The sequence below is a fragment of the Mesorhizobium sp. YM1C-6-2 genome (assembly GCF_003666685.1).
Lineage (GTDB): Bacteria > Pseudomonadota > Alphaproteobacteria > Rhizobiales > Rhizobiaceae > Mesorhizobium_K.
On record NZ_RCIZ01000001.1, the window covers coordinates 355,318 to 372,331 of the forward strand.

A 17,014-nucleotide genomic window follows, 5' to 3' on the forward strand; every position below is an offset into this window, starting at 1 on the left:
AGACCTTTTGGCCGCCTCGGAGCCTACAAGCAGGCTCCTGACGAGGTGCTGGGCGCCAAGGGCATCACCGAGACCAAGGAGGCCAAGGAGGGCGCCGGCATCGCCATTACGGGCGGCGCGATCGGGGTTGCTCGCCAGCAGGTCCAGCAAGTCGCCGATCAGGTTGCAGGAATCCCCGGTCTCGAATGGCTGTCGACAATCCTTGCGGTGGTCGTGGCGATGCTGGTGATCGGCGGCCTCGCATGGGCGGCGTGGGGTTGGTGGAAGGCGCGCCAGACCGATGAGGGCGATGTTCAACCGGTTGAGCTCGATCCTACCGATGAAGCCGATCTGGTGCTGGCATGAAGGCTCTATCTCATGCTCGGCGCGGGCGCCGCGGCCCTCGTGCTGCTCGCCTGGAGCCATACCGCTGCCTACCGGGCCGGCCGGACCTACGAGCAGGCGGCCTTCGCGGCGAAAATCACCAAGGAGAACGACAATGCGGGCAACGCGGCTGAGAAATGGCGCACTGATCTTCGCCGCTGCTCTGATGCTGGCGGCGTGTTCGACTTCGAGACCGGCGCCTGTGAGCGTGACGGCCTGCGCATGGTTGTCGGCACGCCCTGATTGGCGCCAGAGGTAAGACGCCCTCTGATCAGTTGAAGATCGACAGCACGGCGGCAGGTCTCTGCGGTGGCGGGATCTGGACGCGCAGCGAGTGCGCGCAACACGGCCGGGAGAGCCGGCAGTGAACGGGGACAAGATCGCAAAGCAGTTTGCCGAGCTTCCCGAGCCGACGCGGAAGTTCCTGACTGATCTGACCGTGGAGGATGCCAAGGCGCTTGAGGCCGGCATGCCGCTCGTCCGGGCGTTGATCGGCTTCGCCAAGGTATCGAAGTGGATCATCATCACGATCCTCGGCATACTCGGCGGCGTGGTGCTGTTTGGAGAGTCTGTGATGAAGATTGCAGCCTGGTTCAAGCCGCCGCCGACATGAATCACTTCCGACGACATGGCTTCGTTGGCATTAGCTTGTGCGGCTGAAGATCAAGAACGTTGGACCGTTGGGGCGATCTGTATCCCGGTGAAAACGAATATCAGCTTCATCCCTATGAAAACGAATATCGGCTTCCACGCTCTTTATCGCGCTATCAAGAACTTTGCGCTCTCTGTCCGCGAACGCATCTAACTCCACAGGGAAGGCATCGAGAGTCCAAACGGCACCTATCAGCGCTTCACGGTAGATCGACAGGCTTGTAATCACGTCCATGTATGTCTCCGCTAAGCATATAAAACGCTAGGAGCGCGCGGGCTCGCGCAGTCCTTTCTGCACAGCCCAGATCGCCGCCTGAGTTCTGTTGTCCACGCCGGCCTTTCTCAGGATTGCCTTGACGTGAACCTTCACCGTGGCTTCTGCGATCGACATCTTTCCCGCGATTACCTTGTTCGGGGTGCCAAGTATCAACCAGTTGACTACTTCCAATTCCCGACCGGACAGCAGGCCATCATATGGCGCATAGGTGTTTTTTGAGCTTCTGTTTGCCCAGCCCGACGCAACCATCAGTGCGACGATCTGGCTTGGAAACACCTTCTCGCCAAGGGCGACCAGTTTTAGCGAGTTGACAAGCGCCTGCGGGGAAATTTCCTCAAGAAGGAATCCGTCTACTCCGCACGCGAAACTGTCCGCGATTTCATCGGCGTCGAGCGTTTTTGCCAAAAATACCACCCATGGCGGAATAAGGCGCGCCTTCAGCATTTCTATCTGCCCGGAAAGCTCCGACCGGTTGTCAGGCTTCTGGACCAGCAAAACCACCTGATCTCGTCTGTACGGACCATTCATCTTCGAAACTTCGTCAAGCGAGTCGGCGCCTGTCGCGACAGTGAATACAGTGTCTTCAAGCAGTAGCGTCAGCGCCGCTCGGAACAGCTTGCTCTGCCCCACAACACACGTATGCATCGTGACCACTCCCTTAGATGGGGCATGACCGACTCCACTCCGGGCGCCCTCACCGAGCGGGGCTGCGGACCCCGATCAGGTTTGACAGGCGTTCCAGGATGAGCTTTCCGACCCCTGGCGCGACCTATGCTCGTCTTAAGGTAAGCTATGCAATTGTACCTACGTCCAGCGGAATAGAGCGTAGGGCCGGCACGACGCAGCTACCAAGTCATTCCATCGCCGAGCAGGTACAAAAAGTAGCCAACGATAGCCGCCGTCCCGAACAGGAGCACCCAAGACGAGGGCTGCTCGTTCATGCGCTGAATGAATTTCATCAGTACTTTCTGCGCTGCTAAGCGCGTCCGAGCCCCGTAAGCGCGGAATGGCGAATGGTATCGCCCCGTCGGTAACACTAGCGCCCACTAAAGGTTCCAGGTCAAGCTGGTCTGCAAAAAGAAAGTTTACGGTCGTTTCCCGTATTCATGGCGGTATGCGTCGTTGTGACGGCGTTTTCGCAGCTTTCTAAGAAGGACGCCGCCGATAAAGGCCACTGCTCCTGCGCCGATCAGGAGCACAGGATAGGACAGAAAGTTGAGGCCATAAAATAAGCCGACGATCCAACAAGCGATCCCAAGAACAACAATGGCGATAAGGCCATAGAGTATCGACGATCCTTCTGGCTGTGGTGCGTATAGCTCGGCGGCATTCCGCGATTCCTTGCTACGCTTCTTTTCCGCCAAAGAGCCGTTTCTTTCGTCGCGATGTGTGGCCCATCTTATTGAGAACATGCTGTCCTCCTTCGCCTACACAGATGGGGATTGTCGGCGTTATACGCCATAAATGAGTTTAGCGGCTCTACCCGTTCAACTCCATTGCGCCGGATCTTGCGAGAATTAATTCCGATCGCTAGGAACCTGAGCTTCCGAATGCTGTTGGGGTAGCGGTCGATGACGTCGACCATGGGTTAAGCCAAATCAGGACCGCTGCTTATAACCCCCCTCAATATCCAGGCGGCCTTTTAATCTCCCTTCTCATAACATTGTGTATAGCGCTGCCTCCTAAAAGGTTTAGGTTGTCATGTCGCCCCTCCTCAACGGCACGGGGGCGCTTGGAAGAGGTCAACACGCTTTCGCCCCGAACAGGAGAAACGCGCATGTCTTCCAACATTCACAATTATCCTCGAAGATCTATGATTATGTCAGCGGCGGTTGAGCAGTACTGCGATGACTGCGGTATCGTTGAGATACAGGAGCGCGGCTATGTCACCGAAATAGTAAATTCGTTGTTTGATCTAGGGACCATACGTCCGGAGGCTCTGCGGCAGGGCCTGGAGGACGTTATGGGCAAAGCACACCCATTCAGGCTGACGCTGTCATAGGCGTGGCCGGTTGAATTTCTGGCGGCCCACTAGGCGTTTCGCGCACTCATGTAAGCGTCGAGTTTCGCGCGTGAAGGACCGTATCTCTTGATGATGGTTTTTGCCTCGCTCGGCGCGACGCCGTACTTTTTCGCGAAGTCGGCAACCCCGTAGGTCTGATCTCGGGCGACAAGCTTACGATCTTCCTTGGTCTTCGATTTGTTGTCAGCCATTTTGCTCTCCCATGCGGCCTTGCCGGTTTTCTAGGGTCCTGGCGCCCTGAACGCCCAGAGGGCTAGATCAACTGATTGCGGTCCTTCGTCGCCTTGGCTCGACGCCGCGTCCCGGCTGTGTCGTTGTCGATACGTCGCTGGGATTCGGTGCGTGGCCCGGTTGCGATTGCGCCGCCTTCGTTCTCCCAGCGATCGAGTGCTTTCCGCTTCACCTTGGCATGCCCTTTGTGCGAGTCGTGATCGATATCGAATCCCGCCGTGGCGGCTTCGCTCGATATCGCCTCTTCCAGATCGGAATCAGAGATATCCAGATCGGGAAAGATGTTGCGGACCGCGCCCAAGGCTTCCGCGGTTGCAAACGGCCGCGCTTCGTTTTGACATTCGTTCAGAAACGCGGCGATCGCAGCGCGGACTTCCGGTGAAATGGAGCGCTTTGTTGGCATGGCCTGCTTACCAGGTCAGTCCGTTGCCGACGAGATAGAGAAGGTACCCAACGATAGCCACGGTCCCGAACAGCAGAAACCACGACGTTGGCTGGTCGTTCATACGCCGGAAGAATTCCATGTGAGTATCTTTCTGCGCCGCTTAAGCGCGTCCGGTCAGATTGGCGGCCGGAGAAGCGAAAGATATCGCTGCAGCGATAATGCAGGGAACGAGTTAACGTTCCTCCGCCGGGCCCTGCTTTCAAGCTTTCTTTTGTACGGGCCGGAACCTTGTTGGCCGGCGTCTCTTGTCTGGATGGGATCGCGAGGCGGTCCTAGATGTCAAAAGCGACGAAAGCCCGTCATCGCTGGGATGGCGGGCTTTTTTCAGACAAGGATACAACATGCGCCCCAACGCTCGACGGTTCGCCGAGCAGTGGCTAGACGAGCACGCCGCTGAAACGGGAGTCGAAAACGTGTCGGTGAAGGACTTGGCCGATCGGCTCACCGCGATGGGTGAAGCGCGGGGAATTGCGGCCGAGGATTTCGGCGACGATGGTGGGCGTCTACTAGAAATGATCCTCTCGGCTGTTGACCGGAGTAGATAGCTTATAGACCGAGTTATTTAGGTCACTGATCCAAGTCATCACTCTCTAGCGGGAGTAAATTCCCTCGCGGGAGTAAATTGTCGCCATCTCGGTAGCTGTATACGATGCAGCGCCATAAACGCCCAGGCACGGATCAGGAGGGCGAATGGGCGGCGCCGAATGAAATACGATGGTTTGACAGTTACCGGGACCGTCGCGATTTTGCTCGGTGTTGCGCTGGCGATCTATTTGCTCGCTGGACTGGCGGGTTGGCTACCCTGAAGGGGGGCCTGGTTAAAAGCGCGCGCAACCGCCTCGTATGTGTTAGGGTGTGGGTTGAAAACACCATCCGACCTGCCTTTCTGGCTAGGCATCGCTTGTAGCGTTGGGATGATCGCTTTGGGTGTAACATGGATCACATTGCTTTTTTTGGGCTTCGCCTAAACGTAAGATAGACAAGGTGTGGCGAGCGGGATTAACCGGTCTTGCCCCCAGTCTGGGTATGGCTTCTTGGGGCCCTTCTCCGGTCGTCGCTAAATCCTCATATTCATCGAGCGCTCCCTTTGCCTCTTCATAGGCCTTAGCGAAGCTGCGCTTCGATGATCTCCCGAGCCGCTTCGTAGATAGGCTGTACTTCAGGCTCCCCGCCTTGGTGAGTTTCCAGCAAGAACAGGGCCTGTTCGTACATCTCACGAACCTCTCGGTCCGACAGAGTGCCTTTCGCGCCCAGCATCCCGATCAGGGCGGCCAGGATAGCCGCCGATGAAAGGTCGCTCGCGGCAAGGGCATCGATACGGGGATCGCGGTTCATGTGTTCGCGTCCGGCCTAACAATGACGATGCTGCCCGGCTCGATCTTGGCATCCACGTAGCCAATGGCGACCAGAATTTCCAAAGCAGTTTCCGGGTCAACGGTGATATTGAACCTTACCTTACAATTGTCCTTCTTCAGGCGCTCCACCGTCGATGCATTATAAAGCTGCGGGAAGGGAACAACTTCACCCACGGTCGAACTCCAGCCTTAGGCGCGGGACAGCATGTAGAGAGCCACGGCTGCAATAACTACGCATCCTGCAAGCAGGCCCATCGCCGTCGTATTGGTCATGATTGGGGTACCTTGGTGGACGACCACCCAACGGGCGCTGCGCACCCTGGGTGTAGGTTTCTTAGCACTTCTTAGAAACGAATGGCAGGCGCGTCATTGAGCTACGACGGGCTTTTCGTTTGCGCGCAATTCTCTGTATGGTGCGCGTTTTTGAACGGGATTTCGTGAAATATGGAAGACAAGCGTTTTGACAATCCGGTGCATGTCATGATCGGCGGCGCGGGAAATGTCAGGATTGTATCATCCACCAGAGAGGCCTCGGAATGCCTGCTCAAATACCGTTGGCCTAAGGGCACCGGCCCGAAACACCGTAGCGCTCGTAAAGCTTGTCTCGACGTGTTGGCAGGCCTGAAAAAGACCACTGCCGCCCGCCGGGCGTTCGAGGCCGCAGCTAAGGAAAGCGGGTTATTGGTGTCCTACTCCAAATCTGGAACGTCGCCCGCCTGAAACAATACAGTCGGCTCCCCGTACTCTCCGAGCGCGGGATTGGCCTCGCGGTTCCAGGCAATGACGCCGGCATGCTTGGTCGCCAGCGATTTGGCCGTCCGGATCGCACGCTCCTCGTTCTGCTGCTCGGCAGGTCCGAAGACCGTTTGCAGGTCGCCATTCTCGTCACGGTCGAAGGCCATCACCACGATCAGTTTCGGTTACTTCTGTTGGGGCAAAAGGCTCGCCACGTCAGTTGATCCGCTTCGTGGGGTCAATGAACTGGAACTCCAGGAACACATGGAAATCCGTCAATGCCCCGAATTCCATCTTGGCGGCAATCTCGCCGGGTGCCGGGATCGTCTTCAGCGCCGGTAGAACGACGAAACGTCCGGACCCGGATTTGTGGCTCTCATGAATTTGCCACGTGTAGTCTGGAAAGCGCGCGATCAGCGCGGACAGCACCGCCTTGTGCAGTTCTGGGTCTTCGAACTTTGGCCCGGCCGGCAACACGACCACATAGTCCTTGCAGACTTCCATGCAGGATCGTCGTTCAGCGGCCGAGCTAAGTCAAGGCGGCAGCTTTTCGGTGGGACAGCCGCGCCGTCTTGGCGTGACGACAATTCAACGCGGTCGTCGCAGGGAACCAAGCAACTCTCAGACTGTTAGGTTTTGGGCACCTCACAGTGATAATGAAAATCACCCGGACTTTGCTACTAGCAGCATCGCTTTCGCTCGGCGCTGGCACCGCCATGGCAGCTTGCCCGGATACTTCGGCCGGCAAAGATGTAAACAAGACCGCCGGCATCGCCAAAGACGGCTCTCATGCACCGCTGGAAGGCGCCGAGCCAAGTGGGAACAAAACAGCTGCTAAGGATGGCGGGACTATGCCTCTCGCAACCGAAGAGGGCGGCGGCAACAAGGACTTGGCAACTTCGCAGCAAGACGTTGAGGCTCAGCAGGACGGTGAGAAGACTGCGGCGGCTAAGGCGGATGACGATAACTGCAAATGACGAGCCGTTGACCGCGCCGGAGGCAGTCCTTGTCCTCGCGCCGCCTTGACCACAGCTAGACTTCTTGAAGGCCGGCCGATTAAACTCCACTCGCAAACCCCTGCTCCTCCTGCCTTGTTGGCATCCCGGCTAGCGGGGCTCTTTTTTTATGTCGTGGGTACAAAAGGCGCCGAGCAGCCATGCCGCAACGACCAGGCTGAAGCCGATCACTGCGGCGCCCGCCAAAAGCAGTTTGTCTCGCTTCACCGGTTATCTCTAGGCAATTCCTCGCCGACCTCTTCGTCGATTACGAAGCCATCAGACAGTCGCGGCCTGCCTGGCGCGGCGTTGCGGATCGGGCATGGCTTGCCGGGGGCGCCAACTGGCGCGCCTGCTCTGCCGTGACGCCCGTTTCCTTGGCAAGATGCTGCACCTCATAGTCCTGGCCGCCTGCAACGCGGTCGTCCCATTAGAAACTTCTACAACGACCGATGAGGCTGCGCAGTTCCGGGCAACAGGATCGCCCGACCTGGGTTTGATCGCGTCTGTCGGTATCCAGTATATGCGTGCCCAGTTCCTGCTTGCATCCCCCGTCGAGCAGCCATCTGACGGCGACAGATGGATTCACGAGATCAAAGCACGATGGCTACCAACCGCTTCTCTCCTTGAAGAACGGCAGGCATGCGTTCATGCGACGCGACCGTCGGCTGGCGGTTCGTGAGGCTGCCGATGTGCATGCTCGGAACGTTTGTCTTCATCGACCGCGAGCCGGCGCCGGCGGAGTTGTTCGGGCTCGTACCCGCACCGGCTCCAGGTAGCCATGTCGGACCACCGGAGCGAGGGTAAACACGGGAGAAGTCAGCCAGCAATAACATACGACAGTAAGGCATCTTGCACCTTCTGCTTTGATCTCTTCCAGCCGTCCTGCCGCTCCACAGCTCAGCTTTCCCGAGATCCGGTCAACCGACGAACTCAGAGCGCTCCGCGATCGGCGGCGCCTTTGTGAGGTTGGCTTGGGCTCTTGTCAGGCTTAGCGGGTGGTGTCGGTGTCTCAGGAGGCGGCTTTCGCGTGCCTTCCTCCCCGTCGGGGTTGGGCGCGGGGTTTCCTCGTACATCCCGCGCTGGTTTCTGTTTGTCAGGTTTGTCCTGCATGTGAACCTCCGTTCCTAGGCGTGTCACATGTTAGAGGCGTTAGCAGTGGCCCGAGATATTCGAGGGAAGCGCGCCGTTCACCGCCAGGGCTTGTACCACCCTTCCACCGAAACTTGCTTGTCGCGATGGTTGCCGCCGAGCACCGCCCCGAAATAGGCACCGACGCCGCCGATCAGCAGAGACGCAGCCGTCATGAAGGCTGCAATCACAGCAATCTTTCGCGCGCGATCTGCGGCCGCGCGAGTTTCGGACTCGAGTTCCTGCGCTTGGGTGTAAATCTCGTCGACACGCTGCTGAGCTTCCTCTGGAGGAATGCCTGCGCGCGCCGCCACCACATTCACCAGATACTGCCGGTCAGCCGGATCGAGTGCCCCGCTGGCAACTGAAGACAACAGGATGCGACTGACTTCAGATCGCTGATCAGCTGCCGATCCTGTGTCGGAAGCCGGCGTTCCGCCACGCAGCAGCCGATCCACCATCAAGGCGCCACTGTCGGCTATGTCATCGGCTGACCCCACAGCAGCAGCCGTTGCCCCCGCCGCCATATTGCTCGCGGCTGTTGTCGCTGTAGAGACAGCGGCTGTCAGACCGGAGAACGCTATCAGCGCACCGATCAGAACGCCTAGTCCCCATACTGCCAAGCCATGGGACCCGTCGCGAATATCGGATTCCTCCTCGGTGGCATCGTAGTGGCGGCGCCGCATGCGGCCCGTCAGGTAGCCACCTGCGAAGAAACCAGACACTTGAACCCACACCAGCCACAGCGCCGCGGCGATGGCGAAGCCGGCAAGCGAGATGCCGGTTCCTTCATAGGCAGAGGTCAACGACAGCCCGATCGCTGAACCGAAAGTCAGTAGCACAAGCGAAATCGCAGATGCCACCACGGTGCCGGCGATGATCGCTGGCCAATCGACATAAGACCGTTCTTCGGAACTGACGGCCGCCGGGGCCGAAACGATCACATCACTCATTGCCTTCTCCTCTTGAATTCTTTGCTGTGCGCTCGCTCTGCAATTAGCGAAGGCCGAAAAGCGAGAGGACGGCGAGGATGACGACGACCAGGCCGACCAGATAGATTAAGCCGTGCATAGAACGCTCCCTTGTTGTGTGTTGCTGATCTTCCAAAGCGCCGGCCACAAAGAAAAGTTCCACGCGGCTTCAATATTGCGGAACCCGGTTGTTTCTCTGCTGTTGTTAGGCGTCTTCGAACGAAGGCAAGGCACTAACAAAAGTTAAGGAGACGCGACGTGGCTACGACAAAACCGAAGGCCTCGACCAAGGGGCTTGAAGACCTGTTTCTCGATGGCGTGAAGGACATCTACTACGCCGAAAAGAAGATCACGAAGGCGCTGCCGAAAATGGCCAAGGCAGCCGAGTCCGACAAGCTTGTAGCCGGATTCAAAAAGCACCTGGCCGAGACGGAAGCGCAGGTTGAACGGCTCGAACAGGTGTTCAAGCTGCTCGGCAAGCCGGCTCGCGGCAAGACCTGCCCTGCGATTGACGGCATCCTCGAGGAGGGTGAGGAGATCATGGACGACTATAAGGGCGCCCCTGCGCTCGACGCAGGCCTTGTGGCGGCAGCGCAAGCCGTGGAACATTATGAAATCGCCCGCTACGGCACGCTGATTGCCTGGGCCGAGCAGCTTGGCATGACGGACGCCGTCAACCTCCTCAAAGCAACCCTTGCCGAGGAGGAAGCGACGGACGAAGCGCTGACCCAACTGGGTGAGGGCGGGGTCAATCAGCGGGCCATGCAAGAAGCTGCCTGACGTTCGGGGCAGCAGCTATGAACAAGCTTCTGTTTGCCGTCGCAGATTTTCTGTCCAAGCCGCCGGGGTTCTACATCACCCTGGCGGCAATGATTGTCTGCACCGCGCTTGTGCCGCTCGGCCTCACTGACGTCGTCACCTACGCGTTGTCCGTCATGGCGATCGTCATCACCGGCGTTGTGCTCATCCAAGGCTACAGAGATACAGCCGCGCTGCATGCCAAGCTGGACGAACTGATCGTCGCGCTCAAGGAAACGCGCAACGATGTGGTTGGGCTGGAGCACAAGGACCCGGCGGAGATCAGCGAGGAGATTAAGCGGATCGAGGAAGAGGCGGAGAAGACCCCTGCATAAGAGGCAGGTGCCCAGCCATCCCTTAATGGGCTTGGTGTGGTCGCGTGTTCGCTGGGTGGAGGTGAGCGGCGACCCGCTGCAGCGCGATGACGATCTCCTCCGCCTCAAGCATGGGGTCGAGACCGGAGCTCGTCTCTATGGACGGAGGCAATTCGGCAATAGGCCCGAAAAGCTCTTCGATAGCGTCGCGTATCGTCTGCATCGCCGTAGCATGTGGAGCTGTCGCCTTTTGCCATAGGCGGGCCTCGGCAATCGTCATTCCGCCTGTTCTCATCAGCCAGATTCCTCGCGCAGCTTACCAGGTTCATTGCATAGGGAAGACGAGCCCCGGCGAACCGGGGCTCATGGCAATTAGGACTGCCCGCCTTTCCGGCCGGCTTCCGAAGCCCTTTCAGGGTCCTCGGCAAAATTGCCGGTGCCGCCGCGCCGAGCTTCTTCGTCGCGCTGGCCTCCTTGCTGCTCGGTTTCGAAGTCTTCGGCGCGCTGCTGACCGCTGCGTTCGCCGCCGCCCTGCTGGCCACGGTTCATGTCGTCATTCTTGTGGCTCTGTTGTCCAGCGCGTTCGTGCTGCTCGCGGCTTCCACCTTGATTAGCCATTTTGTTTTTCTCCAAGGGTTGCGCCTCCCGCTTCGATCGCAACGGCGCTTCGGTGGGTTGGTTCCAAACCCCTGAAAAGATTACGTTTAGCTTATCAAATGTTAGTGTGGGACGCTGCAGTTTCACCGGTGGGCCTGCGCTTTAGGGCGAGGCCGTGCCAGAACCTCGCGCTCGTCAGCTTAGCTTGTGCCGGGATAGGTCTTTTCCTTGAGCTGCGCGGCGAGATGGGCAGCGTTGGATGCGGCCATTTCGATCATCTCGACCACCACCGGTGGTGTGCCAGGAAGGTCAACATAGTTCACATCGCCCATGGCTTCCCCCACCCAGTAAACGCCGCCATTGGCGGGAATGGTAAACCCGACATCGTTTAGCGGCTGGAAGCAGGAGGCATGGCAGTGATGTGCGCCATCTTCGTTGCCGACGATCGCCACCAGAGCCACCTTGCCGGTGGCCGGCATCCTGCCCTTGCTGTCGGTTTCGTCGAGGAAGGCGTCGAGCCGCTCGAGCACGCGTTTCGCGACGCTTGACGGCTGGCCCATCCAGATCGGCGTACCGAGGATGAATATATCGGCCGCGACAATCTTTTGACGCAACGCAGGCCATTCATCACCGTCACCCTCGTCGGAGAGCACACCAGGCTTGATGTCGTGATCGACGGCCCTGACCACCTCGCCGGTGACGTCATGCTTTTCCAAGGCTGCCAACAAGTCGGAGAGCATCCTATCGGTAGAGGACGGCTCCTTGTCGGAGGTTTTGAGAGAACAATTGAGGACAAAAGCTGAGAGTGCGGGCATGGCAAGGCTCCGTGGAAGGGCGCGATGCCAACCGAACGGGCCTTTCACTTACTTGTTCCAGCCTCCACCGCCCGGCGCCGAACCGAAACGCGATCAGGAGATACCGCCTCACGGTTTCTTCCAACAGGCTAAACCGAGCATACTGCGAAACGTGCCCGTCCCTTCAGGGGGACGGGCCTCGGTGAGCTGCTGCTCACGACTGACTGATGTGTTCCTTCGGCGCCTTCGCCGCGAGATACATCAAAGTGTAGGCTGCCGTGGTACGGTCCCATCCAGCCTGCACTGCTTGATCGATGATTGCATAAAGGTGGGGGCGCAGCGCTTCCCGACATTCATTGTCGTACGGCGCGCGCCCAGCCGGAGTTGTTGGTCCGGCGACCACAGGCTCTTTGGTCAGCATCGCAGAGACCCTACGCCGGCACGCCACCACGGCCGGTTTTTGCCGCAATCATTGGGAAGGGAAGAAGTGTGTCGACCTTCTCATGGATTCCCGCTGATCTTGCGAACCCGACGAAGGCGCTCCTGGCGACATCCAGCGGCACGTCGTGGCTGTAGGCCCTGTGACAAGCACGCAATGCAGTTTCATAAATCGGCCCACGTCGATTGCGGGGCCACTCTTCGAGAAAATCGAGTGCCTCGTCGAGGCTGGTTATCTCCTGGATGAAATGCTCGCTGCCTTTTACGAAAACAGGCGCGTCGAAAACACGATCGTTCACTGTTACCTCCATCTGAACGACTGTTGCGGTCGGCCGGAGATCCGGCGCCAAGATGAGATGTGAATTCGGATTTTGGACGTCAAGAGCGACGCCAGCCAGTCCCCGGCTTGTGCCTACCGGAGAGCGGCGAGGAGTAGGACTAGCCGCATACAGAGGATTACATGTCGCAGACGTTGATGATGCCTGCTTCCCCATGAAGCGTGCGATCGGTGTTCCGTTTGCGTCGCAGGGGTCTCAGGGCGTCTCCAGCGAAAGCAGCCAGCATGTCGGGGTCCCGCAGGCCGGCACGAAACATTCTGATGAGACGTCGTCCAACTTCATCGTGAAGCGTCGGGTTAACGTTCACGCTTGCTTTGGTAAACACGGCCAAGAGCGCGTCGAGATCGGTCCCGTTAAAGCCTGCAGCCCGTGCATCGTTATCAAATGACATTTTAGCCTACCTCAGATAGCCGAAGCCCGCTGCCTGCGAGGGACAGACAGCGGGCTTATTTGGGCAGGAGCCCACTGCCGGCGTGATGCCGACGACGAGCAACTGCGATCGTGCGAAAAAGTTCCGTGCCTGGCGACTAGGCACTTCGGGGTTATGGAACCGGAAGGGCCGGGTGAAGGGAACAAGCAGGCCCTTTGCCGGTTACGCCCATCAAGGAATTGGTCCTGAGCCCCCTAGCGACTGCGCCATGACCGGCTAGCGACAATCCCCGCTCCGAGATTCGGATGAACCGGAAAAAGAAGCTCATGCGTCGAGCCCGTCAAGGAAAGCCGATCAACCAGGTCGCTGCGCTGCCATACCGTATTTCGGCCACCGGCGAACTTGAGGTGCTGATACTGACCTCACGCGGAACGGGACGGTTCATTGTCCCCAAGGGCTGCCGTGCGTGAGGCGGTGGAAGAGGCTGGAGTGACGGGTGTCCTAGGAAGGACACCGATGGGAAATTTCAATTACTGGAAGCGGCTGAAGGACACTTTTGTCCAGGTGAACGTCAGCGTCTACCCTCTGCACGTCGAACGACAGCTCAAAAAATGGAAGAAGCGCGGCGAGCGGAAGCGAGCATGGCTCAAGCCTCAGCAAGCCGCTGTCCTTGTCGACGAGCCGGCGCTTGTGTCGTTGCTCGACTCGATTGCCGTATAACTTTGCGAGCCGAATGATGATCCCCGCTGATTGCTTGGCGCCGAGGCGGCGGAACCCTCCGTCGCCATAGATACGGCCATGCTCAGCCTAAACCACTTCACGCCGCATGGAGCGCCGCGGGTGAGCTGCGCAAGCCATTGGCGGAGACCGAGAATAAATACCGCGTGACCAGTCGCGGGAATTTTCAGCGCTGAACCATTGCCTAGGGCAGAGTGTGTGATGCAACCGTAATCGCGACGGGACGTTCAACATCTATCGTCGGCCATAGGATGGGCGCCGACGGCTGGAAGTGACCACACATGCTTTCGCCCGATTAGGGAGGAAAGCGTCATGCGCTTCAAATCATCTCCGGAACAATTGCAGATCTTGACGCAGGCGGTGGAAGAATATTGCCACGACTGCGGCATCACCGACACCGATGAACAGGCATACGTGGCGGAACTGGTAAGTGCACTGGTCCAGTTGGGTGCGTTGGACTTAGCCTGTCTGCGGCAAGGCTTGGATGATGCGATAGGGCCCTGCCTCAAGCCGACACACCACTAGATGTCGGGTAATTAACGTTGCCGCCGGGCGCCTTAATCGCCCTGAAGTGGGCCGGGCGTGCTCGTGTTGCCGTGGTGACATAAGATGCTCAACCGGATGTCCGCTCAACAACAAATAGTCGGCGACGATTCTGCGGTGGCACCGCCACCAAACTGCCTCCGGGCACATCAACGTCACCCGACCATGGCGGTCGAGTTCGACGACCTTCGCCAGGTCGTCGCCGAAAGCGTCGCTCAGGCATAATCGGCGTAAGTGTGAAAGCTCTGAACTCGCCATTGGGCATTGACGCTTTTGTCCACTTAGGGCTGCTTTTTTCGTCGACCTCCCAACGCGGGGCAGTGCCGGTAGCCGATCTGCACCTTCGCAAGCTCTGCCGGAAGTCGGTCTATGTTGAAAGCCGGATTTGTACGAGATCGCGGGAAAGAGCGGACGTCGATCAGCAGTCTTACCCGCGCCTCGCGCAGCATGCCGATGAATTCTTCGAGCGATCGATTAGAATGCCCAATGGTCAGAAATGCCGCCATTGCCTTGATCAATGAAACACGAGGCTTCAGCTGTTGCTGTCTTCGCCTCGGTCTGCCGTGTGAGGGAAGGTGGCGTCCGTTTGCCGTTATTGCTGTCGCCGGCATGCTTCTTCTCAGATTGACCTTGCGCGTCGGTCTCCGGATTGCCCCGATCCCCCATCTCGCAAGTCGGATTTATCGTTTTCGCTGCGTTCATTAGTGGTTTCGGTCAAGCCTATGCCCAGCGGCGGCTTCTTGTTTTTCGGAGCCTTTTGGGAAAAGTCGTCGCTGGGATCTGGGCCCTTGCGTGGTTTAAGTCCGCGCGCGCCGTGTTCGTAAGCGGTCTTTTCGATCATGGCTGATCCTCCAATTCGTTATCAAACCGAAGGCAGCTCTATTAGTTCCGCGAGGCTCGGGCAGCCAAAGTAGGGCTCGAGTCCGAGCGCGTTTGGAACAAAAAGCCTTTCAAATCGTATGAGGTACTCCCTTACAGGAATGGGTCGACTTCATGCAAAATCGGGATGTCCTATATTCACCCCGCTGGTCCACGAGCCAAGTTTACCGATCCCTTATAGCGTTCCCGATAGCCACCTTTTCACTCACCGTCATCACGGACCTCACCTATCTTCAGACATCCAACCTGCTCTGGCTGCACTTCTCGGAATGGCTGCTGTTTGCCGGCTTGGTCGGCGGCATTTTCGCTGCAGTTTATCTAGGCATCATCTGTCTCGCCCGACGCAAGAGGCCGCCGCCGCTTCACGCGCTGTTCGGCGTAGTCGCGCTGGTCCTTGCAGCGCTCAACAGCTTCATCCACACGGCCGACGGCTGGACGGCGGTGATGCCGTACGGACTGGCGACATCGATCGCGACCGTTGTCGCGATGCTGCTGGCCGGTTGGTTCGGTGGACGGGGGAACGCTTATGACTAAAGCTCTCGCCTACCGCGTCTCCGCGCTAGCACTCGTCGGCGCCCTTGCCGCAGGCTGCAGCGATCAGGGCGATTTCGATGTCTCGCAGCAGATCGGCCCCGAGCCGTTCCTCCCCGAGCCGTCCTTGAGTCTCATCCCAGATCTCAAGGTCGCGGAAGTCGTCGGCTGGTCGGAAGGCCAGAAGCCGACCGTGCCTGACGGACTGGAGATCACAGCCTACGCCACCGATCTCGCCAATCCCCGCACGGTGCATACCTTGCCCAACGGCGATGTTCTCGTCGTCCAGTCCAAGGCACCGCCTGACAAGCCGCTCAACCGGCCGAAGGACATCATCCGAGGCTTTATCATGTCCATGGCTGCGGGCGACTCCGGCGGTGGCAAGGAGACAAACGTCATCACTCTGTTGCAGGACATCAACCGCGACGGAACGGTCGATGAACGCAGCGATTTGCTAACGGGGCTGACATCGCCCTTCGGGGTCGCGTGGCATGCGGATACCCTTTACGTAGCCGCGGCGGACGCGATTCTCGCCTATCCATATCAGCTTGGTCAGCGGGAGATTACGGAACAGCCGAGAATATTGACGCCGTTGCCTGGCGGTCCAATCAACCACCACTGGACGAAAGACCTGGCGCTGAGCCAGGATGGTCGATTCCTATACGCCTCAGTCGGATCGAACTCCAATGTCGGCGAGCGCGGCATGGAGGCCGAAAAGGGACGCGCTGCCATCTGGCAAGTGGACCGTGACACGGGCGCCTCCCGGATCTTCGCTTCAGGCCTGCGCAATCCTAACGGCCTGAACATTCATCCCGAAACAGGTGAACTATGGACTGTCGTCAACGAAAGAGACGAACTCGGGCCCAACCTTGTTCCTGACTATATGACTTCGGTCAGCGATGGCGGCTTCTACGGCTGGCCTTGGAGCTATTACGGCGCACATGTCGATGAGCGCGTCCATCCACCGCGGCCCGATTTGGTAGAGAAGGCACTTTCCCCTGACTATGCGCTGTCGAGCCATGTCGCGGCGTTGGGGCTCGCCTTCACCAATAACTCGGCGCTGCCGGAGGCTTATCGCAACGGTGCTTTTGTCGGCAATCGCGGCAGTTGGAACCGCAACGCCTTCAACGGCTACAAGGTGATCTACGTGCCGTTCACAGATGGCAAGCCGTCAGGTCAGGCCCAAGACATCGTCACCGGATTCCTGGATGGCGACAAGGCGCGCGGTCGTCCCGTCGGGCTCGGTATAGACGGAACCGGCGCTCTCCTGATCGCCGATGACGCGGGCAACACTGTGTGGCGGGTTTCGTCGGCCGACGGCACTGTCATCTCAGAGCCGATCTCGTCCGACCGGGTCACCGCTGTGCCGGGTCAAGCCGTGGGCACCACGCAGCCGGAATCGGGCGACGCGGCGCCGTCGCAGACTGATGTCGCACCGGCGGTGTCGCCGGAAGACGGGACTCCCACTCCTCAGGTGGAATGAGGCGGCAAACAAGA

The 17,014-nt window shown here is 58.8% G+C and carries 29 protein-coding genes; 12 read left to right on the top strand and 17 right to left on the bottom strand.

Annotated elements, in window-relative coordinates; all coding sequences use genetic code 11:
• The first annotated feature begins 45 nt into the window (after positions 1 to 45).
• From D8676_RS27165 to D8676_RS01710, 3 genes are all read left to right on the top strand, one after another.
• Positions 46 to 345, top strand: a complete 300-nt coding sequence (locus tag D8676_RS27165) for a hypothetical protein (RefSeq protein WP_183096928.1) — start codon at positions 46 to 48, stop codon at positions 343 to 345.
• 12 nt (positions 346 to 357) lie between these two features.
• Positions 358 to 606 carry a hypothetical protein gene (locus D8676_RS01705; RefSeq protein WP_121579097.1) on the top strand — a complete coding sequence of 83 codons (249 nt, stop codon included), beginning with the start codon at positions 358 to 360 and terminating at the stop codon, positions 604 to 606.
• A gap of 121 nt (positions 607 to 727) precedes the next feature.
• On the top strand, positions 728 to 976 hold the full coding sequence (locus D8676_RS01710; protein ID WP_245426516.1) for a hypothetical protein: 249 nt from the start codon (positions 728 to 730) through the stop codon (positions 974 to 976).
• Between the two features lie 30 nt (positions 977 to 1,006).
• On the opposite strand, the gene D8676_RS01715 is transcribed toward D8676_RS01710, so the two are convergent.
• The 5 genes from D8676_RS01715 to D8676_RS01735 form a co-directional block, all read right to left on the bottom strand.
• Positions 1,007 to 1,249 (bottom strand): hypothetical protein, encoded by a 243-nt coding sequence (locus D8676_RS01715; protein WP_121579098.1) that lies wholly within the window; start codon positions 1,247 to 1,249, stop codon positions 1,007 to 1,009.
• A 27-nt stretch (positions 1,250 to 1,276) separates the two neighbouring features.
• The gene (locus tag D8676_RS01720) at positions 1,277 to 1,936 is read right to left on the bottom strand and encodes a response regulator transcription factor (protein WP_121579099.1); all 660 of its coding nucleotides are present in this window, start codon (positions 1,934 to 1,936) and stop codon (positions 1,277 to 1,279) included.
• A 440-nt stretch (positions 1,937 to 2,376) separates the two neighbouring features.
• Entirely contained in the window at positions 2,377 to 2,703 is a 327-nt protein-coding gene (locus D8676_RS26960; RefSeq protein ID WP_147448130.1) for a hypothetical protein, read from the bottom strand.
• Between the two features lie 619 nt (positions 2,704 to 3,322).
• Positions 3,323 to 3,505, bottom strand: coding sequence for a DUF3606 domain-containing protein (locus tag D8676_RS01730; RefSeq protein WP_121579101.1), 183 nt, complete (start codon positions 3,503 to 3,505; stop codon positions 3,323 to 3,325).
• Between the two features lie 62 nt (positions 3,506 to 3,567).
• On the bottom strand, positions 3,568 to 3,948 hold the full coding sequence (locus D8676_RS01735) for a hypothetical protein (protein ID WP_121579102.1): 381 nt from the start codon (positions 3,946 to 3,948) through the stop codon (positions 3,568 to 3,570).
• A 383-nt stretch (positions 3,949 to 4,331) separates the two neighbouring features.
• Between D8676_RS01735 and D8676_RS01740 the strand changes: the two genes are divergently transcribed.
• The gene (locus tag D8676_RS01740) at positions 4,332 to 4,535 is read left to right on the top strand and encodes a DUF768 domain-containing protein (protein ID WP_121579103.1); all 204 of its coding nucleotides are present in this window, start codon (positions 4,332 to 4,334) and stop codon (positions 4,533 to 4,535) included.
• Positions 4,536 to 5,094: 559 nt separating this feature from the next.
• Here D8676_RS01740 and D8676_RS01745 read toward each other — a convergent pair.
• Complete coding sequence (locus D8676_RS01745; RefSeq protein WP_121579104.1) at positions 5,095 to 5,325, bottom strand: hypothetical protein; 231 nt, start codon at positions 5,323 to 5,325, stop codon at positions 5,095 to 5,097.
• Complete coding sequence (locus D8676_RS26965; protein ID WP_147448131.1) at positions 5,322 to 5,519, bottom strand: hypothetical protein; 198 nt, start codon at positions 5,517 to 5,519, stop codon at positions 5,322 to 5,324. The genes D8676_RS01745 and D8676_RS26965 overlap by 4 nt, the downstream gene beginning before the upstream one ends.
• Positions 5,520 to 5,789: 270 nt before the next feature.
• Between D8676_RS26965 and D8676_RS01750 the strand changes: the two genes are divergently transcribed.
• Complete coding sequence (locus D8676_RS01750) at positions 5,790 to 6,065, top strand: DUF982 domain-containing protein (RefSeq protein ID WP_121579105.1); 276 nt, start codon at positions 5,790 to 5,792, stop codon at positions 6,063 to 6,065.
• Here the strand turns inward: D8676_RS01750 and D8676_RS01755 are convergent.
• Positions 6,035 to 6,247, bottom strand: a complete 213-nt coding sequence (locus D8676_RS01755; RefSeq protein ID WP_183096981.1) for a hypothetical protein — start codon at positions 6,245 to 6,247, stop codon at positions 6,035 to 6,037. The genes D8676_RS01750 and D8676_RS01755 overlap by 31 nt on opposite strands.
• A gap of 49 nt (positions 6,248 to 6,296) precedes the next feature.
• Positions 6,297 to 6,584: a hypothetical protein gene (locus D8676_RS01760; RefSeq protein WP_121579106.1), complete on the bottom strand. Its 288-nt coding sequence runs from the start codon at positions 6,582 to 6,584 to the stop codon at positions 6,297 to 6,299.
• A 152-nt stretch (positions 6,585 to 6,736) separates the two neighbouring features.
• Between D8676_RS01760 and D8676_RS01765 the strand changes: the two genes are divergently transcribed.
• Entirely contained in the window at positions 6,737 to 7,057 is a 321-nt protein-coding gene (locus D8676_RS01765; protein ID WP_121579107.1) for a hypothetical protein, read from the top strand.
• A gap of 1,208 nt (positions 7,058 to 8,265) precedes the next feature.
• Here D8676_RS01765 and D8676_RS01775 read toward each other — a convergent pair.
• Positions 8,266 to 9,159 carry a hypothetical protein gene (locus tag D8676_RS01775; protein ID WP_121579109.1) on the bottom strand — a complete coding sequence of 298 codons (894 nt, stop codon included), beginning with the start codon at positions 9,157 to 9,159 and terminating at the stop codon, positions 8,266 to 8,268.
• Between the two features lie 276 nt (positions 9,160 to 9,435).
• On the opposite strand from D8676_RS01775, the gene D8676_RS01780 reads away from it, so the two are divergent.
• Together D8676_RS01780 and D8676_RS01785 are read left to right on the top strand one after the other, a co-directional pair.
• Entirely contained in the window at positions 9,436 to 9,957 is a 522-nt protein-coding gene (locus tag D8676_RS01780; RefSeq protein WP_121579110.1) for a ferritin-like domain-containing protein, read from the top strand.
• A 17-nt stretch (positions 9,958 to 9,974) separates the two neighbouring features.
• Complete coding sequence (locus D8676_RS01785) at positions 9,975 to 10,310, top strand: low affinity iron permease family protein (RefSeq protein ID WP_121579111.1); 336 nt, start codon at positions 9,975 to 9,977, stop codon at positions 10,308 to 10,310.
• A 351-nt stretch (positions 10,311 to 10,661) separates the two neighbouring features.
• Here the strand turns inward: D8676_RS01785 and D8676_RS27895 are convergent, their stop codons facing one another.
• The 5 genes from D8676_RS27895 to D8676_RS01815 form a co-directional block, all read right to left on the bottom strand.
• Positions 10,662 to 10,922, bottom strand: a complete 261-nt coding sequence (locus D8676_RS27895; protein WP_348628989.1) for a KGG domain-containing protein — start codon at positions 10,920 to 10,922, stop codon at positions 10,662 to 10,664.
• 164 nt (positions 10,923 to 11,086) lie between these two features.
• On the bottom strand, positions 11,087 to 11,701 hold the full coding sequence (locus D8676_RS01800) for an NAD(P)H-dependent oxidoreductase (RefSeq protein WP_121579114.1): 615 nt from the start codon (positions 11,699 to 11,701) through the stop codon (positions 11,087 to 11,089).
• 193 nt (positions 11,702 to 11,894) lie between these two features.
• Positions 11,895 to 12,101, bottom strand: coding sequence for a hypothetical protein (locus D8676_RS01805; RefSeq protein ID WP_121579711.1), 207 nt, complete (start codon positions 12,099 to 12,101; stop codon positions 11,895 to 11,897).
• Between the two features lie 10 nt (positions 12,102 to 12,111).
• The gene (locus D8676_RS01810; protein WP_121579712.1) at positions 12,112 to 12,417 is read right to left on the bottom strand and encodes a DUF982 domain-containing protein; all 306 of its coding nucleotides are present in this window, start codon (positions 12,415 to 12,417) and stop codon (positions 12,112 to 12,114) included.
• Between the two features lie 157 nt (positions 12,418 to 12,574).
• Positions 12,575 to 12,847, bottom strand: a complete 273-nt coding sequence (locus D8676_RS01815; RefSeq protein WP_121579115.1) for a hypothetical protein — start codon at positions 12,845 to 12,847, stop codon at positions 12,575 to 12,577.
• Positions 12,848 to 13,315: 468 nt separating this feature from the next.
• Between D8676_RS01815 and D8676_RS27900 the strand changes: the two genes are divergently transcribed.
• A complete protein-coding gene (locus D8676_RS27900; RefSeq protein ID WP_348628997.1) occupies positions 13,316 to 13,546 on the top strand; it encodes a hypothetical protein in 231 nt (76 codons plus the stop codon).
• 330 nt (positions 13,547 to 13,876) lie between these two features.
• A complete protein-coding gene (locus D8676_RS27170) occupies positions 13,877 to 14,089 on the top strand; it encodes a hypothetical protein (protein ID WP_183096992.1) in 213 nt (70 codons plus the stop codon).
• Positions 14,090 to 14,388: 299 nt separating this feature from the next.
• Here the strand turns inward: D8676_RS27170 and D8676_RS27905 are convergent, their stop codons facing one another.
• Complete coding sequence (locus tag D8676_RS27905) at positions 14,389 to 14,718, bottom strand: DUF488 domain-containing protein (protein ID WP_348628990.1); 330 nt, start codon at positions 14,716 to 14,718, stop codon at positions 14,389 to 14,391.
• Between the two features lie 8 nt (positions 14,719 to 14,726).
• Positions 14,727 to 14,948 (bottom strand): hypothetical protein, encoded by a 222-nt coding sequence (locus D8676_RS26970; protein ID WP_147448132.1) that lies wholly within the window; start codon positions 14,946 to 14,948, stop codon positions 14,727 to 14,729.
• Between the two features lie 152 nt (positions 14,949 to 15,100).
• On the opposite strand from D8676_RS26970, the gene D8676_RS01830 reads away from it, so the two are divergent.
• Positions 15,101 to 15,520, top strand: a complete 420-nt coding sequence (locus D8676_RS01830; RefSeq protein ID WP_121579116.1) for a DUF2231 domain-containing protein — start codon at positions 15,101 to 15,103, stop codon at positions 15,518 to 15,520.
• Positions 15,513 to 17,000, top strand: coding sequence for a sorbosone dehydrogenase family protein (locus D8676_RS01835; RefSeq protein WP_121579117.1), 1,488 nt, complete (start codon positions 15,513 to 15,515; stop codon positions 16,998 to 17,000). The genes D8676_RS01830 and D8676_RS01835 overlap by 8 nt, the downstream gene beginning before the upstream one ends.
• The last annotated feature ends 14 nt before the right edge of the window (positions 17,001 to 17,014 follow it).

Excerpts from the sequence above, each read along its gene's own strand:
- D8676_RS01775 (WP_121579109.1), bottom strand. The coding sequence starts at position 9,159 with ATGAGTGATGTGATCGTTTCGGCCCCGGCGGCCGTCAGTTCCGAAGAA.
- D8676_RS01705 (WP_121579097.1), top strand. The coding sequence starts at position 358 with ATGCTCGGCGCGGGCGCCGCGGCCCTCGTGCTGCTCGCCTGGAGCCAT.
- D8676_RS01830 (WP_121579116.1), top strand. The coding sequence starts at position 15,101 with ATGCAAAATCGGGATGTCCTATATTCACCCCGCTGGTCCACGAGCCAA.
- D8676_RS26960 (WP_147448130.1), bottom strand. The coding sequence starts at position 2,703 with ATGTTCTCAATAAGATGGGCCACACATCGCGACGAAAGAAACGGCTCT.
- D8676_RS01750 (WP_121579105.1), top strand. The coding sequence starts at position 5,790 with ATGGAAGACAAGCGTTTTGACAATCCGGTGCATGTCATGATCGGCGGC.
- D8676_RS27905 (WP_348628990.1), bottom strand. The coding sequence starts at position 14,718 with ATGCCGGCGACAGCAATAACGGCAAACGGACGCCACCTTCCCTCACAC.
- D8676_RS01745 (WP_121579104.1), bottom strand. The coding sequence starts at position 5,325 with ATGAACCGCGATCCCCGTATCGATGCCCTTGCCGCGAGCGACCTTTCA.
- D8676_RS27170 (WP_183096992.1), top strand. The coding sequence starts at position 13,877 with ATGCGCTTCAAATCATCTCCGGAACAATTGCAGATCTTGACGCAGGCG.
- D8676_RS01740 (WP_121579103.1), top strand. The coding sequence starts at position 4,332 with ATGCGCCCCAACGCTCGACGGTTCGCCGAGCAGTGGCTAGACGAGCAC.
- D8676_RS01735 (WP_121579102.1), bottom strand. The coding sequence starts at position 3,948 with ATGCCAACAAAGCGCTCCATTTCACCGGAAGTCCGCGCTGCGATCGCC.
- D8676_RS01755 (WP_183096981.1), bottom strand. The coding sequence starts at position 6,247 with ATGGCCTTCGACCGTGACGAGAATGGCGACCTGCAAACGGTCTTCGGA.
- D8676_RS01765 (WP_121579107.1), top strand. The coding sequence starts at position 6,737 with ATGAAAATCACCCGGACTTTGCTACTAGCAGCATCGCTTTCGCTCGGC.
- D8676_RS01715 (WP_121579098.1), bottom strand. The coding sequence starts at position 1,249 with ATGGACGTGATTACAAGCCTGTCGATCTACCGTGAAGCGCTGATAGGT.
- D8676_RS01815 (WP_121579115.1), bottom strand. The coding sequence starts at position 12,847 with ATGTCATTTGATAACGATGCACGGGCTGCAGGCTTTAACGGGACCGAT.
- D8676_RS01785 (WP_121579111.1), top strand. The coding sequence starts at position 9,975 with ATGAACAAGCTTCTGTTTGCCGTCGCAGATTTTCTGTCCAAGCCGCCG.
- D8676_RS01835 (WP_121579117.1), top strand. The coding sequence starts at position 15,513 with ATGACTAAAGCTCTCGCCTACCGCGTCTCCGCGCTAGCACTCGTCGGC.
- D8676_RS26970 (WP_147448132.1), bottom strand. The coding sequence starts at position 14,948 with ATGATCGAAAAGACCGCTTACGAACACGGCGCGCGCGGACTTAAACCA.
- D8676_RS01800 (WP_121579114.1), bottom strand. The coding sequence starts at position 11,701 with ATGCCCGCACTCTCAGCTTTTGTCCTCAATTGTTCTCTCAAAACCTCC.
- D8676_RS01805 (WP_121579711.1), bottom strand. The coding sequence starts at position 12,101 with ATGCTGACCAAAGAGCCTGTGGTCGCCGGACCAACAACTCCGGCTGGG.
- D8676_RS01760 (WP_121579106.1), bottom strand. The coding sequence starts at position 6,584 with ATGGAAGTCTGCAAGGACTATGTGGTCGTGTTGCCGGCCGGGCCAAAG.
- D8676_RS01720 (WP_121579099.1), bottom strand. The coding sequence starts at position 1,936 with ATGCATACGTGTGTTGTGGGGCAGAGCAAGCTGTTCCGAGCGGCGCTG.
- D8676_RS01730 (WP_121579101.1), bottom strand. The coding sequence starts at position 3,505 with ATGGCTGACAACAAATCGAAGACCAAGGAAGATCGTAAGCTTGTCGCC.